The sequence below is a fragment of the Roseovarius sp. D0-M9 genome (genome assembly GCF_037083805.1).
GTDB lineage: Bacteria > Pseudomonadota > Alphaproteobacteria > Rhodobacterales > Rhodobacteraceae > Roseovarius.
In genome coordinates this window covers 1-14,015 of record NZ_JBAPKZ010000023.1, presented here as the reverse complement: position 1 = coordinate 14,015, position 14,015 = coordinate 1, and the positions used below count along the sequence as shown (strand labels likewise).

Sequence of the window (14,015 nt, the reverse complement as noted above, 5' to 3'; positions counted from 1 at the left end):
AGACTGCCATCGAATAGGGGGTCATCATGATGTCGCGGTGAAATCGAGGTAGGTGACATGCGGTTCGGCCTGAGGGCCGTGCCGCACGGGCAGATCGCCGCCGAACCAGCCGCACCCGCCCGGCGAGAGCAGAGCCAGTAGAATGTCCAAAGGTCTTGCCCCCGTCCCACGCATCATCGCCATTATCCCTTGACCGCCTTGACGATCTTCTGCGCGCCATCCTTGAGGTCATCTGCGGCGATCACGTCGAGGCCGGAGTTGTTGATGATCTCCTTGCCCTTTTCTACGTTGGTGCCTTCGAGGCGCACGACCAGCGGCACCTTGAGGCCCACTTCCTTGACCGCGGCCACAACGCCCTCGGCGATCACGTCGCAGCGCATGATGCCGCCAAAGATGTTGACGAGAATGCCTTTGACCTGCGGGTCGGAGGTGATGATCTTGAACGCCTCGGTGACCTTTTCCTTGGTTGCGCCGCCGCCAACGTCGAGGAAGTTGGCAGGCTCGGCACCGTAGAGCTTGATGATGTCCATCGTCGCCATGGCAAGGCCCGCGCCGTTGACCATGCAGCCGATCTCACCATCCAGAGCGATGTAGTTGAGGTCGTATTTGGAGGCTTCGAGTTCCTTGGAGTCCTCTTCGGTCGTGTCGCGCAGCTCGGCGATATCGCGGTGGCGATACATCGCATTGCCGTCAAAGCTCATCTTGGCGTCGAGGCACTTCAGATCGCCCTTGTCGGTGACGATGAGGGGATTGATCTCGAGCATCTCCATGTCTTTTTCGATGAACATTTTGTAGAGCGTGCCCATCAGCGAGACGCATTGCTTGATCTGCTGGCCTTCGAGCCCGAGGTTGAAGGCGATGCGGCGACCGTGAAACGCCTGATAGCCGGTGGCGGGGTCGATGGAGAAGCTGAGGATCTTCTCGGGGGTCTTCTCGGCGACCTCCTCGATATCCATGCCGCCCTCGGTCGATGCGACAAAGCTGACGCGGGATGTCTGGCGGTCAACGAGGAGGGCGAGATACATCTCGGTCTCGATGCCGCTGCCATCCTCGATGTAGATTCGGTTGACCTGCTTGCCGACATCGCCGGTCTGTTTGGTCACGAGGGTGCGGCCCAGCATGCGCTTGGCCTCCTCGGCGGCTTCCTCGACGGATTTGGTGAGGCGCACGCCACCTGCGTCACCGGCGCCGGCCTCCTTGAACTTGCCCTTGCCGCGTCCACCTGCGTGGATCTGTGCCTTGACCACCCAAAGGGGGCCGTCCATCTCGCTGGCGGCTGACTTGGCCTCTTCGGCGCGCAGCACGACGCGGCCATCGGACACTGGCGCGCCGTAGGAGCGCAAGAGGGCCTTGGCCTGATACTCGTGGATGTTCATTAAACTGTCCCGTTTTTTGACTGTCGTTACTGGTATACATAGAAGCGTTGCGGAGTATTAAACGGTTTTCTGATCCGTTTGGCGCTTATCCCTCAAATTTTCGACTTTTGTGATCACGGGATATAATCGTGTGATCACAAAATGCACATCCCTGTTGCGCACTGGGAATCACATCGGTTCACAGCAGACATGCGCCTCAAACGCAAAAGGCCCCGGCGAGGTGCCGGGGCCTTTCAAAGCGCGGATATTGCAGACCTCAGGCCAGCGAGCTGTCGATGCCCTTGCACGCTTCGACCAGACCTTTGACGGCGCTGACCGACTTGTCGAACATCGCCTGCTCGTCCTTGGACATCTTGATCTCGACGACCTTCTCGATGCCGCCCGCGCCGATAACGGTCGGCACGCCGACATAAAAGCCGTTGAGGCCATAGGCGCCGTCGACATGCGCGGCGCACGGCAGAACGCGCTTTTGATCCTTGAGATAGGCCTCGGCCATCTCGATAGCGGAGGTGGCGGGGGCGTAGAACGCGCTGCCGGTCTTCAGCAGGCCGACAATCTCGGCGCCGCCATCACGGGTGCGCTGAACGATGGCGTCCAACTTCTCTTGCGTGGTCCAGCCCATGTCGACGAGGTCGGGCAGGGGGATGCCCGCCACGGTCGAATAGCGAACCAGCGGCACCATCGTGTCGCCGTGCCCGCCCAGAACGAAGGCGCTGACATCGCGCATCGAAACGCCGAATTCGAGGCTGAGGAAGTGGCGGAAGCGCGCGGAATCGAGCACGCCCGCCATGCCGCAGACTTTCTCGCGCGGCAGGCCGGAGAACTCGCGAAGCGCCCAGACCATCGCGTCGAGCGGGTTGGTGATGCAGATGACGAACGCGTCGGGTGCGTTGGCGGCAATGCCTTCGCCCACGGCCTTCATGACCTTGAGGTTGATGCCCAGAAGGTCATCGCGGCTCATTCCCGGCTTGCGCGGGACGCCAGCGGTGACGATGCAGACGTCTGCGCCCGCGATGTCGGCGTAGGACTGCGTCCCCTTGAGCGTCGCGTCAAAGCCCGCGGAGGGGCCGGATTCGGCGATGTCGAGCGCCTTGCCCTCGGGCGTGCCCTCGGCAATGTCGAACAGCGTGATGTCGCCGAGTTCCTTGATGGCGGCAAGATGGGCGAGGGTGCCGCCGATCTGTCCTGCGCCGATCAATGCGATCTTGGGTCTGGCCATGGGTATTACCTCCGATTGGCAAAGAATTTCCGCCGTGGGGTTAGTCCTATTTGGCCTTGCGCGCAAGAGTGCTGCGTGGGCCGCGCCCCAGACGCGCTGCGCTGCGGCGGTCGGTGCTCATGCTGTTCCTTCTGCGCTGCGGCGATAAATGCCTTGAACTATTGCGCCGATAAATGCCATCCCTGCGCAACAATATGTCCCACGCGCGCAGGAGAGGCCCATGGACGCCGCCACACGCCCCTACAGATCCGTTCTTTATATTCCGGGCTCGAAGGAACGTGCCCTGGAAAAGGCGCGCGAGCTGCCCTGCGATGCGATCATCTTTGACCTTGAGGATGCCGTGGCGCCCGATGCCAAGGCCGAGGCGCGCAGTGCGCTGGCCGCCGCGCTCAAGGCCGGGGGCTATGGCCGCCGTGCCAAGATCGTGCGCATCAATGCGCTGACCACCGAGTGGGGCCTTGAGGATGTGAGGGCGCTGAAGGATGCGGGCGCGGACGCGATCCTTTTGCCCAAGGTCAACACCCGCTCGGACGTGGACAACCTGGCCGACCTTCTGGACGATGCGATGCCGATCTGGGTGATGATGGAGACCCCTGTCAGCGTGTTCAACGCGCGCGATATCGCATCGCATGGCCGCGTTGCGGCGCTGGTCACAGGCACCAACGATCTGCTCAAGGATCTGGGCAGCCGGACCCGGCCCGATCGCTTGCCCCTGATGCTGGCGCTACAGACCATCGTGATGGCGGCGCGCGCGGCGCGCATCATCGCCATCGACGGGGTCTACAACCGATTTCGCGACGGCGATGGTCTGGTGGCCGAGTGCGAGCAAGGGCGCGATCTGGGCTTTGACGGCAAGACCCTGATCCACCCGGCGCAGATCGAGGGCGCGAACCGCTCGTTTGCGCCGACAAGCTCGGAGATCGACCTTGCCCGCCGCCAGATCGCGGCGCATGAGGCCAGCCAGGCCTCGGGCGAGGGTGTGGCTGTCGTGGACGGGACCATCGTGGAGAATTTGCACGTGGTCGCTGCGCGGCGCATATTGGCCAAGGCGCAGATTCTGGCGGAAATGGAGACGACATAAATGGGTATCGCGATTCTGATTCTGGGCCTTGTGCTGTGGTACTCCGGTCACTTCTTCAAGCGGCTGGCACCGGATGCACGCGCCCGCATGGGCAAGAAGGCGCGCGGGCCGATCACTCTGGTTCTGCTCGGGGGCGTCATCCTGATGGTGATCGGCTATCGCATGGCCGACGGCGCGTTCTTCTGGGGCCGGCACCCGGCAACGGTGGGCATCAACAATCTGCTGATGCTTCTGTCGGTCTATCTTTTTGCCGTTTCGGGCGCCAAGACTGCGCTGGCGCGCAAGATGCGCCATCCGATGCTGGGCGCAGTCAAGGTCTGGGCACTGGCGCATCTGCTGGTCAATGGCGACGTGCCGTCCTTTATCCTCTTTGGGGGATTGCTGGCTTGGGCCGTAGCCGAGATGATCGTCATAAACCGTGCCGAGCCGAACTGGACACCCCCGCCCGCGAAGTCCGCGCAGAAGGAGGTGATCGTCGTCATCGCCACATTGGTGGTTTATGCCGCCATCGTCGGGGTGCATTACGCGCTGGGCTATCCCACCTTCGGATAAGTCCGCTCAACCTATGAGGACCACATGAAACTCTATCGTTTTCTCAGCGCCGATGACACATCGGCCTTCTGCCACAAGGTCACCGATGCGCTCAACAAGGGCTGGGAGCTTTATGGCTCACCGACCCAGGCCTATGACGAGGCCAATGGCGTGATGCGCTGCGGGCAGGCCGTGACCAAGGATGCGCCCGGTGTCTATACGCCGGAGACAAAACTGGGCGCGCAATGAGCAAGACGAACGCGGGCCGCTTCTTTGAGGATTACGCGGTCGGGCAGGTGATCGAGCATGCGGTGCCGCGCACGGTGGGCGCGGGCGAGCGGGCGCTTTACCATGCGCTCTATCCCGCGCGTCAGGCGCTCTATTCATCTGACGAATTCGCGCGGGGCTGCGGCTTGGCGGCTGCGCCGCTGGACGATCTGATCGCGTTTCATACCGTTTTCGGCAAGACCGTGCCGGATGTATCGCTGAACGCGCTCGCCAATCTGGGCTATGCCGAGGGCCGCTGGCTGGCCCCCGTCTGGCCGGGCGATACGTTGCGCTCGGTTTCCGAGGTGATCGGGCTGAAAGAAAACTCGAACGGCAAATCCGGCGTCGTCTGGGTCCGCACACGCGGCACCAACCAGCATGGGGACCCCGTGCTGGAGTATGTGCGCTGGGTCATGGTGCGCAAGCGTGATGCCGCCTCGCCAGCGCCCGAGACGGTGATCCCGGATCTGTCCCCCGCCCTGAGCGCCGAGCAGCTGGTGATTCCCGAGGGCCTTGATTTCAGTTCCTACGATTTTGGCCTCGCGGGTGAGCCGCATCGCTGGGGCGATTACAGCGTGGGCGAGGTGATCGACCATGTCGATGGCGTGACCATCGAGGAGGCCGAGCACATGCTGGCCACCCGTCTTTGGCAGAACACCGCAAAGGTGCATTTCGACGCCACTGCGCGCGAGGGCGGGCGGCTGATTTATGGCGGTCATGTCATCTCTATGGCGCGCGCGCTCAGCTTCAATGGGCTGGCCAACGCGCAGATGATCGTGGGGCTGAACGGCGGCGCACATGCGAACCCCTGCCACGCAGGCGCCACCCTGCGCGCCTGGAGCGAGGTTCTGGACCGTGCCGAGACAACGGCGCCCGGCGTCGGTGCGCTGCGCCTGCGGCTGGTGGCGACCAAAGGCGGCGCGGCGCCTGCGCTGAAGGGCGAGGATGGGCGCTATCTGCCCGAGGTTTTACTGGACCTGGACTATTGGGCGCTGATGCCGATGTGACATCGGGCGGTGGGGCGCTAAGCTCAGGTGCCGGGTGCAGGTGAGCGCGCCGGGAAATTGAGTATTTTTAGAACAATGAAAGGTCTGGGCAATGGTGACGGTGACGCTGAGCTGGGATGCGGGCGCGGACCGGGCGCTGGGCCTGCCCGCCTATGCGACGGCAGGGGCGGCGGGCGCGGATCTGCGGGCCAACTTTGGCGCGGATACGCGCGGCGGCGTGACGCTGGCGCCGGGTGCGCGGGCGCTGGTGCCGACCGGGCTTAGGATGGCCATTCCCGAAGGCTTTGAGGTGCAGTTGCGCCCGCGGTCGGGGCTGGCGCTGAGGCATGGGGTGACGCTGGCCAACAGTCCCGGCACGATCGACAGTGATTATCGTGGGCCCGTGGGCGTGATCCTGATCAATCTCGGGCAGGAGGATTATCACGTCGAGCATGGTGCGCGCATTGCGCAGATGGTGGTCGCGCTGGTCACCGTCGCCGCTTTTGACTTGGCTGAAACACTGAAGGGCACAGACCGCGGCGCGGGCGGCTTTGGCTCCACGGGGCGCAGCTGATGGCGTTTGTCCTGATACTGGCCGCCGGTCTTTGGGGGATCGGGGCGCTGCTGGGCACCCCCCGGCGGATGCGCTGGACCATGATTGGGATGCTGTGGGTCGGTGTCGTGCTGCTGCATCTGGTCTTGCCGGTCGGCAGCCCCCTGCGCATGGCGACAGGGGGCAGTGCCGCGCCCTGGCTGCTATTGGGTGGTTTGGCAGCCCTCGTTCTGGTCTATCGCAGCGCTTTGCGCCGGGTGCGTGTGCGCGCCGAGGCCGCCGAGGCGAAGAACGCCCCCAAGCCGCGCGAGGGCGCCTTCTCCGAGGTCGAGCTGGAGCGCTATGCCCGCCACATCGTGCTGCGCGAAGTGGGCGGGCCGGGACAGCGCGCCCTGAAGGACGCACGCGTGCTGGTGATCGGGGCAGGCGGGCTGGGCGCGCCGGCGCTGACCTATATGGCCGCTGCCGGGGTCGGCACGATCGGGGTGATCGACGACGATGTCGTGGACCTGTCCAACTTGCAGCGCCAGGTGATCCACCGTGACCGGGATATCGGCCGGCCCAAGGTGCATTCCGCCGCCGAGGCGCTGCGCGCGCTCAATCCGCATGTCACGGTGCGCCCATATGAGCGCCGCCTGACCGAGGACATCGCGGCGGATCTCTTTGCCGATTACGATATCGTTCTTGACGGTTGCGATAACTTCGAGACGCGCCATCTGGTCAATTACGCCGCCGTTGCAACCCGGCTCCCCCTTATTTCGGGGGCGCTGACGCAGTGGGAGGGGCAGTTGAGCGTGTTTGACCCCGCGCAGGGTGCGCCCTGCTACGCCTGCGTCTTTCCCGAAGTTCCTGCCGAGGGCCTTGCACCCTCTTGTGCAGAGGCCGGGGTCATCGGGCCATTGCCGGGCGTCATCGGCGCCATGATGGCGGGCGAGGCGATCAAGCTGATCACCGGGGCGGGCGCGCCACTGCGCGGAACGCTCCTGATTTATGACGCGCTTTTTTCGGACGCGCGCCGCATCAAGATAGAGCGCCGCCGCGATTGCGCGGTTTGCTGCGCCAAGGAGGATAGATGACCAATCCACTGCTGGGCACATGGGACACCCCCTTTGCCATTGCCCCTTTCGACAAGATCGAAGATGCCGATTTCGCCCTCGCGCTGGAGACAGCGCTGACGCTGGCACGGGCCGAGATCCTGGCGATTGCCGAGAATCCCGAGGCGCCGAGCTTTGCCAACACCATTGAGGCGCTGGAGGCTTCGGGCAAGGCGTTGGATCAGGTTCTGAGCGTATTCTATACCGTGGCAGGGGCCGATAGCACACCGACGCGCCAAGCCTTGCAACGGGATTTTGCGCCCAAGCTGGCGGCCTATTCATCGTGGATCTATGCCCAAAAGCCCCTCTTTCGGAGGATCGAGGCGCTGTGGGAGCAGCGCGACGCGCTGGATCTGACGGAGGAGCAGGCACGGGTGCTGATGCTGACGCATCGCGGATTTCGCAGGCGTGGGGCGGCCCTTGTCGGTGCCGAGGAGGCGCGGATGCAGGAGATCATGGCGCGGCTCGCGGAACTGGGCACGCGCTTTACCCAGAACCTGCTGGCCGATGAGGCGGGCTGGCAGATGGAGCTGAGCGAGGCCGACCTCGAGGGGCTGCCCGATTTTCTGGTGCGCGGTGCGCGGCAGGCGGGCAAGGACAAGGGGCTGGACGGCCCGGTGATGACGCTATCGCGGTCGCTGATCGTGCCGTTCCTCCAGTTCTCGCTGCGCAGGGATCTGCGCGAGCGGGCGTTTGCGGCGTGGACGGCGCGGGGGGCCAATGGCGGCGAGACGGACAATCGCGAAATCGCGGCAGAGACGCTTGGGTTGCGGGCCGAGCGCGCCGCGCTGCTGGGGTATGACAGCTTTGCCGATTTCAAACTGGAGACTGAGATGGCGGGCACGCCGCAGGCGGTGCGCGATCTTCTGATGCAGGTCTGGGAGCCTGCCCGCGCGCAGGCGCTGCGCGATGCCGAGGTACTGACCGCCATGATGCACGACGATGGCGTCAACGGCGATCTGGCGCCTTGGGACTGGCGCTACTACGCGGAGCGGCGCAGGCAGTCCGAGCATGATCTGGATGAGACAGAGCTGAAGCCATACCTGCAACTGGACCGGATGATCGAGGCGGCGTTCGCCTGTGCCAACCGTCTCTTCGGGCTGGAATTCAAGGCGGTGGACGTGCCGCTGTATCATCCTGACTGCCGGGCCTGGGAGGTGACGCGCGGTGGCGAGCATGTGGCGGTGTTCATCGGCGATTACTTTGCCCGTGCCTCCAAAAGGTCGGGCGCGTGGTGCAGTGCGATGCGCGGGCAGGCGAAATTTCCCGAACGGCAGGGGCCGGTCGTCATCAATGTGTGCAACTTTGCCAAGGGTGATCCGGCGCTGCTGAGTTACGATGATGCGCGCACGCTGTTTCACGAGTTCGGTCATGCGCTGCATCAGATGCTGTCGGATGTGACCTATGAGAGCGTTAGCGGCACATCCGTTGCCCGCGATTTCGTCGAATTGCCCAGCCAGCTTTATGAACATTGGCTGGAGGTGCCCGAGGTGTTGGCCGAGTTTGCCACCCATGCGGACACGGGCGAGCCGATGCCCGAGGATCTGCTGCAAAAGGTGCTGAATGCCGCGACGTTCGACATGGGCTTCCAAACGGTCGAATATTTGTCCTCGGCGCTTGTCGATCTGGCGTTTCACGAAGGTGAGGTGCCCGGCGACGTGATGGCGCGGCAGGCCGAGGTGCTGGCGGATCTGGGCATGCCGGAGGCGATCGTGATGCGCCATGCGTCGCCGCAGTTCGCACATGTGTTTGCCGGGGATGGATACAGCTCGGGGTATTACAGCTACATGTGGTCCGAGGTGATGGATGCGGATGCGTTTCAGTCCTTCACCGAGGCCAGCGGCGCATTCGACGTCGAACGCGCGCGGTCGCTGGAGCGGAACATCCTGTCGCGCGGCGGATCGGCCGATGCCGAGACGCTTTATCTGGCGTTTCGCGGCAAGATGCCGGGGCCAGAGGCGCTGCTCAAGGGGCGCGGACTGACCACCTGATCTTGCGCGCGGGGGTGCCCGGTGTCATGATCGCCGGGCAATTTCTGGAGAGTTAGATGCGCAAGTTCATGGTCGTCCTCGATGAAAGCCGTGAGTGCCTGAATGCGATGCGGTTTGCCGCGATGCGCGCCGCCAACACCCAAGGCGGTGTCAAGGTGCTGTCGGTCATCCCGCCGGAGGAGTTCAATCACTGGATCGGCGTGGGCGACATCATGCGCGAAGAGCAGCGCGAGCGCATCGAGGCGCATTTCGAGGTTTTTGCCAAATGGATGCGCGACAAGCAGGGGGTGAATCCCGAGCTTGTGATCCGCGAGGGCGAGCCGGTGACCGAGATCATCGCGCAGATATCCGAGGACTCCGAAGTGGGGGTTCTGGTGCTGGGCGCGTCGGCAGATGGCAAGGGGCCCGGGCCGCTTGTCAGCCAGCTGAGCCGGAGCGCGGGGAGCCTGCCCATTCCGATTACCATCGTGCCCGGCGACCTGAGCAAGGAGCGGCTGGAGGCGATCACCTGATGGCCTTTTTGCCAAGGGCGGGACGCCTGCGGCGCGAGTATTTTCGCCAAGATGAATGTGAATCCTTAGTTTAGAATCGTTCCAAACCTTGACTCGGGGCCCGGCGGGGCGCATATGCAAGGTTAGACAATTCAGGGGGCTACCCATGTTCATTCAAACCGAATCCACGCCGAACCCGGCGACTTTGAAATTCCTGCCAGGACAGACCGTCCTGCCTGCGGGCACGGCGGATTTCCCATCACCGGAAAACGCAGGCGCATCGCCGCTGGCGACGCGGGTCTTTGCCGTCGACGGGGTGACTGCCGTATTTTTCGGGAATGACTTCATCACCGTGACCAAGGGCGATGATGTTGAATGGGATCATATCAAGCCCGGTATCCTGGGCGCGATCATGGAGCACTTCCAGTCGGGCGTGCCCGTGATGAAGGACGGGGGCACTGCTGCCTCGGGCCATTCAGAGCACACGGGCGAGGATGGCGAGATCGTGGGCCAGATCAAGGAACTGCTGGATACGCGCGTGCGGCCTGCGGTGGCGCAGGACGGTGGTGACATCACGTTCCACGGGTTCGAGCGTGGCGTCGTCTACCTGCACATGCAGGGCGCTTGCGCGGGTTGCCCCTCCTCGACCATCACGCTGAAGATGGGGATCGAGAACCTCTTGCGTCATTACATCCCCGAGGTGACAGAGGTGCGCCCCGTCGGTGTCTGACGCGCTGATCCTTGGCTTTGATACATCGGCCGCGCATTGCGCGGCCGCTTTGCTGTGCGGGGGGCGCGTGATCGCAAGCCGGGCCGAACCCATGACGCGCGGGCAGGCGGAGCGTCTGATGCCGCTGCTGGAGGAGGTTCTGGCCGAGGGCGGCGCCCGCTGGTCCGATCTTGCGCGCATAGGCGTCGGCGTGGGACCGGGCAATTTCACGGGCATTCGCATCGGTGTGTCGGCGGCGCGGGGTCTTGCGCTGGCGCTCGATATTCCTGCGATTGGTGTCACGACATTTCAGGCCATCCGCGCGCAGGGTGCTGCGGGGCGCCTGCCTGCCGTCCCGGCACCGCGCGATCACGTGTACGTCGAGGCGCCCGATGGGACGCAGCGCTTGATGCCCGTTGCCGAGGCAGAACAGGGCCAGGGACTGGCGCTGCCACCTGAGGCGGATGCGCTGGCGCGCCGTATTGCCGAGGTCGCGGCCAAGGCCGCCCCCGGGGCGCCGCCCGCACCGCTATACATCAAGGCGGCGGATGCAGCGCCGGCGCGTGACGTGCCTCCGGTGATCCTCGATGAGCGTGCCTGAGACGCTCGCGCGGCTGCATGCGCGCGCCTTTGCGCCGACGGCGCGCGGCTGGAGCGCGGCGGAATTCGCGTATCTGATTGATGCGCCCCATTGCTGCCTTTGCCGCGAGGATCACGGTTTTGCGCTGAGCCGGGTGATCGCGGATGAGGCTGAGCTTCTGATGTTGGCGACCGATCCGGACCACCGCCGCAAGGGTATTGCCGCACGCCTTTTGGCCGAGGTCGAAAGGGCGGCGGCGCTGCAAGGTGCATCGCGGCAGTTTCTGGAGGTGGCGGCGGATAACCCGGCGGCGCAGTCGCTTTATACAAAGGCGGGCTATGCGCAGGTTGGGCGGCGTGCCGGATATTACGCCCGCTCCGGCACGACGCCCATCGACGCGTTGGTCTTGAGCAAGGCGTTGGAGCCGGTGTCATGACGGAGCTCGCCCCATTTCTGCCCGGCTTTGTCGCGGCCTATTCCATCCTGGCTGTTGCTGCGGCATCGCCCGGACCGGCGGTTGCCATGCTGCTGGGTGTCGCGCAGAGCGAGGGGCGACGTGATGCGCTGGTGGCCGCAACGGGCATCGCCGCGGGGAGTGCGACAATCAATATCGCCACGCTGCTGGGCGTTGGCCTGATCTTGCGGGAAGCGGCCTGGGCGATGGGCGCCTTGCGGCTTGTCGGGGCGGGATACCTGCTGTGGTTGGCCTACGGCGCGTTTCGCAAGGCGGCATTTCCACCTGCCATCGCCGCGCGCGCGGTGCGCAAACGCAGCCTGCCCAGCCGTTTCATGGCGGGGTATCTGCTTCAGGTCACCAACCCCAAGGCGCTGATCTTCTGGCTGGCCATCGCGTCTGTCGGCGCGGCGCAGGGCGGCGGTGTGACGGTGGCGGTGGCTTTCGTGGCGGGTGCGTTTGCGATATCGCTTGGTGCACATGTCGCCTGGGCGCTGCTGCTGTCGGCAGGTCCGATCCGGCGTGCCTACGCGCGCGGGCGGCGCTGGATAGAGGCCGGGCTTGGCGCATTTTTCGTCTTTGCCGCGTGGAAACTGGCAAGCGCGCGCTAGGCGCTGCGAAAACGCTCTGCTTCCTTCGCCGGACGCTTGCCAAGAGGCAGTGACGGGCGCTAGGACAGGTTATGCAAATCTACCTTCCCATCGCTGAGATTTCGGTCAACATCTTCCTGTTGCTGGGTCTAGGAGGCTTGGTCGGTGTGCTCTCGGGCATGTTCGGCGTTGGTGGCGGCTTTTTGATGACGCCGCTCCTTTTCTTTATCGGCATTCCGCCGGCCGTGGCGGTCGCGACCGGGGCCAACCAGATCGTCGCAGCATCGTTTTCCGCCGTGCTTGCGCACTTCAGGCGGCGGGCCGTGGATTTGCGCATGGGAACGGTCCTGCTGATCGGTGGCCTGATCGGCGCAGCCTTTGGCGTCATGCTGTTTAACTATCTCAAGGCGCAGGGGCAGGTCGATCTGCTGGTCACGCTGTTTTACGTGGTCTTTCTGGGGATAATCGGCGGGTTGATGTTCTTTGAGAGCCTGCGTGCGATCCGGCGAAGCCGGCGCGGCGGGCCACTGGCGCCGCGCAAGAAGCACACCTGGATTCAGAAACTGCCACTCAAGATGCGGTTTCGTACATCGGGTCTCTACATCAGTGTGATTCCCCCGGTGCTGGTCGGCATGTCCGTCGGGGTGCTGGCCGCGATCATGGGGGTCGGGGGCGGCTTTATCATGGTGCCCGCAATGATCTATCTGCTGGGTATGCCGACCAAGGTGGTTGTTGGCACGTCGCTCTTTCAGATCATCTTCGTGGCGGCCTTCACCACGATGCTGCACGCAACGACCAGTCATATCGTGGATATCGTTCTGGCACTTTTCCTTCTGGTCGGCGGGGTGGTGGGCGCGCAGATCGGCACGCAGATCGGCGCGCGGATGAAGGCCGAGCAACTCCGCATACTCTTGGCGATTCTTGTGTTGGCGGTCTGTTTCAAGCTGGGGCTGGATCTGCTCCTGACGCCAACGGATGTCTATTCGATCGGTGAGGCGGGGCAGTCATGAGGCGTGTGATCGCAGTCCTGTTGTTGGCCTTGTCGGCGCTGCCCTTGAGCGCCGAAGAAGTGGTGCTGGGGCTTAGCCGCAACAGCATCTCGATCGATACCACGTTCGACGGTTCCGAGATCCTGCTATTTGGCGCGATCAAGCGGGAGGTTGCGATCCCGGCGGACGCGTTGGGGGTTGTGGTCGCCATTGCCGGGCCCAGTCAGACCCTCGATGTCCGCCGCAAGGAGCGGCGCTTTGGCATCTGGGTCAATGTGGATGCGGTCGAGGTCGACGCGGCGCCCAGCTTCTATGCAGTGGCAACGTCCGGCCCCTGGTCTCAAGTGCTGAGCCAGGTCGAGGATTTGCGCCACAAGATCTCCATCCCGCGCGCCATTCGTTCGGTTGGTGCCTCGGGCGGGGTGACCAATGCGCAGAGCTTTGTCGATGCGGTGATCCGTATCCGCGAGCGCAGTGGTGCCTATCAGGTCCATGAGGGCGCGGTCGAGTTGAGCGAACAGACACTCTTTCAAACATCCATCGACTTGCCGGCCAATCTGACCGAGGGGGATTACGTCACGCGAATCTTCCTGACGCGCGACGGCACTGTCGTCTCGAAGTATGAGACGATCATTGACGTGCGCAAAGTCGGGCTGGAGCGTTGGCTGTTCGCGCTCTCGCGTGAGAATGCGATTCTCTACGGGTTGATGTCACTGGCCATCGCGATTGGCGCCGGTTGGGGCGCGTCTGCTTTCTTTCGGATGCTCCGGCAGGGGTAGTGGGGCACCGGCGGCGGCCTGTGCCGGCCTTGAATCAGGGTGGCGGCGGGCGGATTCGGGAGGTCAGAGGCGGTAAAATCGGCCCCAATGGCAGCTTTGCAGCTCCGATTCCCTTATGCAGTGCAGTGCAGCGTAGCTTAGTACGATAAATGCATTTCTGTAACATTTTGAAAATATTATACATTTCTTGGTTTTTCCAAAAAATCGCCAAGTCTGGAAAAAAAGGGTTGCGGGTATTGGGAAGTGGCCGTAGAACCCCCTTCACCGGCGGCGCTGAGGCGCGGTTGGGGAGTTGGCGGGACGACGAGGCGGTGCCTTGGAGGCC

General features: G+C 63.8%; 17 protein-coding genes. 14 read left to right on the top strand and 3 right to left on the bottom strand.

Translation table 11 applies throughout. The features are described 5' to 3' along the window. Positions 1 to 24: 24 nt before the first annotated feature. The 3 genes from V8352_RS14740 to mdh all read right to left on the bottom strand — a co-directional run bounded on the left by V8352_RS14740 (position 25) and on the right by mdh (position 2,595). Positions 25 to 183 (bottom strand): hypothetical protein, encoded by a 159-nt coding sequence (locus V8352_RS14740; protein WP_336425058.1) that lies wholly within the window; start codon positions 181 to 183, stop codon positions 25 to 27. After that, positions 183 to 1,376 (bottom strand): ADP-forming succinate--CoA ligase subunit beta, encoded by a 1,194-nt coding sequence (gene sucC / locus V8352_RS14735; protein ID WP_336425057.1) that lies wholly within the window; start codon positions 1,374 to 1,376, stop codon positions 183 to 185. Before sucC ends, V8352_RS14740 begins: the two co-directional genes overlap by 1 nt. A gap of 256 nt (positions 1,377 to 1,632) precedes the next feature. Further along, positions 1,633 to 2,595: a malate dehydrogenase gene (mdh, locus tag V8352_RS14730; protein WP_336425056.1), complete on the bottom strand. Its 963-nt coding sequence runs from the start codon at positions 2,593 to 2,595 to the stop codon at positions 1,633 to 1,635. Between the two features lie 220 nt (positions 2,596 to 2,815). On the opposite strand from mdh, the gene V8352_RS14725 reads away from it, so the two are divergent. From V8352_RS14725 to V8352_RS14660, 14 genes are all read left to right on the top strand, one after another. Continuing rightward, positions 2,816 to 3,676: an HpcH/HpaI aldolase/citrate lyase family protein gene (locus tag V8352_RS14725; protein ID WP_336425055.1), complete on the top strand. Its 861-nt coding sequence runs from the start codon at positions 2,816 to 2,818 to the stop codon at positions 3,674 to 3,676. Between the two features lie 6 nt (positions 3,677 to 3,682). After that, positions 3,683 to 4,228, top strand: a complete 546-nt coding sequence (locus V8352_RS14720) for an NnrU family protein (protein ID WP_336425102.1) — start codon at positions 3,683 to 3,685, stop codon at positions 4,226 to 4,228. Between the two features lie 24 nt (positions 4,229 to 4,252). Beyond that, positions 4,253 to 4,456 carry a DUF1737 domain-containing protein gene (locus V8352_RS14715; protein WP_336425054.1) on the top strand — a complete coding sequence of 68 codons (204 nt, stop codon included), beginning with the start codon at positions 4,253 to 4,255 and terminating at the stop codon, positions 4,454 to 4,456. Beyond that, positions 4,453 to 5,481, top strand: coding sequence for a MaoC family dehydratase (locus V8352_RS14710; protein WP_336425053.1), 1,029 nt, complete (start codon positions 4,453 to 4,455; stop codon positions 5,479 to 5,481). The genes V8352_RS14715 and V8352_RS14710 overlap by 4 nt, the downstream gene beginning before the upstream one ends. 91 nt (positions 5,482 to 5,572) lie before the next feature. Beyond that, positions 5,573 to 6,034, top strand: coding sequence for a dUTP diphosphatase (gene dut, locus V8352_RS14705; RefSeq protein ID WP_336425052.1), 462 nt, complete (start codon positions 5,573 to 5,575; stop codon positions 6,032 to 6,034). Beyond that, complete coding sequence (locus V8352_RS14700) at positions 6,034 to 7,089, top strand: HesA/MoeB/ThiF family protein (RefSeq protein WP_336425051.1); 1,056 nt, start codon at positions 6,034 to 6,036, stop codon at positions 7,087 to 7,089. Before dut ends, V8352_RS14700 begins: the two co-directional genes overlap by 1 nt. Then, the gene (locus V8352_RS14695) at positions 7,086 to 9,098 is read left to right on the top strand and encodes a M3 family metallopeptidase (protein WP_336425050.1); all 2,013 of its coding nucleotides are present in this window, start codon (positions 7,086 to 7,088) and stop codon (positions 9,096 to 9,098) included. The genes V8352_RS14700 and V8352_RS14695 overlap by 4 nt, the downstream gene beginning before the upstream one ends. A gap of 56 nt (positions 9,099 to 9,154) precedes the next feature. After that, positions 9,155 to 9,610, top strand: a complete 456-nt coding sequence (locus tag V8352_RS14690) for a universal stress protein (RefSeq protein WP_336425049.1) — start codon at positions 9,155 to 9,157, stop codon at positions 9,608 to 9,610. Between the two features lie 145 nt (positions 9,611 to 9,755). Further along, positions 9,756 to 10,319 (top strand): NifU family protein, encoded by a 564-nt coding sequence (locus tag V8352_RS14685; protein ID WP_336425048.1) that lies wholly within the window; start codon positions 9,756 to 9,758, stop codon positions 10,317 to 10,319. Next, positions 10,312 to 10,899: a tRNA (adenosine(37)-N6)-threonylcarbamoyltransferase complex dimerization subunit type 1 TsaB gene (gene tsaB / locus V8352_RS14680; protein ID WP_336425047.1), complete on the top strand. Its 588-nt coding sequence runs from the start codon at positions 10,312 to 10,314 to the stop codon at positions 10,897 to 10,899. The genes V8352_RS14685 and tsaB overlap by 8 nt, the downstream gene beginning before the upstream one ends. Beyond that, positions 10,886 to 11,314 carry a GNAT family N-acetyltransferase gene (locus V8352_RS14675; RefSeq protein WP_336425046.1) on the top strand — a complete coding sequence of 143 codons (429 nt, stop codon included), beginning with the start codon at positions 10,886 to 10,888 and terminating at the stop codon, positions 11,312 to 11,314. The genes tsaB and V8352_RS14675 overlap by 14 nt, the downstream gene beginning before the upstream one ends. Further along, entirely contained in the window at positions 11,311 to 11,943 is a 633-nt protein-coding gene (locus V8352_RS14670; RefSeq protein ID WP_336425045.1) for a LysE family translocator, read from the top strand. Before V8352_RS14675 ends, V8352_RS14670 begins: the two co-directional genes overlap by 4 nt. Positions 11,944 to 12,014: 71 nt before the next feature. Then, positions 12,015 to 12,932 (top strand): sulfite exporter TauE/SafE family protein, encoded by a 918-nt coding sequence (locus V8352_RS14665; protein ID WP_336425044.1) that lies wholly within the window; start codon positions 12,015 to 12,017, stop codon positions 12,930 to 12,932. Next, positions 12,929 to 13,690, top strand: a complete 762-nt coding sequence (locus V8352_RS14660) for a TIGR02186 family protein (RefSeq protein ID WP_336425043.1) — start codon at positions 12,929 to 12,931, stop codon at positions 13,688 to 13,690. The genes V8352_RS14665 and V8352_RS14660 overlap by 4 nt, the downstream gene beginning before the upstream one ends. The last annotated feature ends 325 nt before the right edge of the window (positions 13,691 to 14,015 follow it).

Coding starts and splice junctions, on each gene's coding strand:
- V8352_RS14740 (WP_336425058.1), bottom strand. CDS start 183: ATGGCGATGATGCGTGGGACGGGGGCAAGACCTTTGGACATTCTACTG.
- sucC (WP_336425057.1), bottom strand. CDS start 1,376: ATGAACATCCACGAGTATCAGGCCAAGGCCCTCTTGCGCTCCTACGGC.
- mdh (WP_336425056.1), bottom strand. CDS start 2,595: ATGGCCAGACCCAAGATCGCATTGATCGGCGCAGGACAGATCGGCGGC.
- V8352_RS14725 (WP_336425055.1), top strand. CDS start 2,816: ATGGACGCCGCCACACGCCCCTACAGATCCGTTCTTTATATTCCGGGC.
- V8352_RS14715 (WP_336425054.1), top strand. CDS start 4,253: ATGAAACTCTATCGTTTTCTCAGCGCCGATGACACATCGGCCTTCTGC.
- V8352_RS14710 (WP_336425053.1), top strand. CDS start 4,453: ATGAGCAAGACGAACGCGGGCCGCTTCTTTGAGGATTACGCGGTCGGG.
- dut (WP_336425052.1), top strand. CDS start 5,573: ATGGTGACGGTGACGCTGAGCTGGGATGCGGGCGCGGACCGGGCGCTG.
- V8352_RS14700 (WP_336425051.1), top strand. CDS start 6,034: ATGGCGTTTGTCCTGATACTGGCCGCCGGTCTTTGGGGGATCGGGGCG.
- V8352_RS14695 (WP_336425050.1), top strand. CDS start 7,086: ATGACCAATCCACTGCTGGGCACATGGGACACCCCCTTTGCCATTGCC.
- V8352_RS14690 (WP_336425049.1), top strand. CDS start 9,155: ATGCGCAAGTTCATGGTCGTCCTCGATGAAAGCCGTGAGTGCCTGAAT.
- V8352_RS14685 (WP_336425048.1), top strand. CDS start 9,756: ATGTTCATTCAAACCGAATCCACGCCGAACCCGGCGACTTTGAAATTC.
- V8352_RS14675 (WP_336425046.1), top strand. CDS start 10,886: ATGAGCGTGCCTGAGACGCTCGCGCGGCTGCATGCGCGCGCCTTTGCG.
- V8352_RS14670 (WP_336425045.1), top strand. CDS start 11,311: ATGACGGAGCTCGCCCCATTTCTGCCCGGCTTTGTCGCGGCCTATTCC.
- V8352_RS14665 (WP_336425044.1), top strand. CDS start 12,015: ATGCAAATCTACCTTCCCATCGCTGAGATTTCGGTCAACATCTTCCTG.
- V8352_RS14660 (WP_336425043.1), top strand. CDS start 12,929: ATGAGGCGTGTGATCGCAGTCCTGTTGTTGGCCTTGTCGGCGCTGCCC.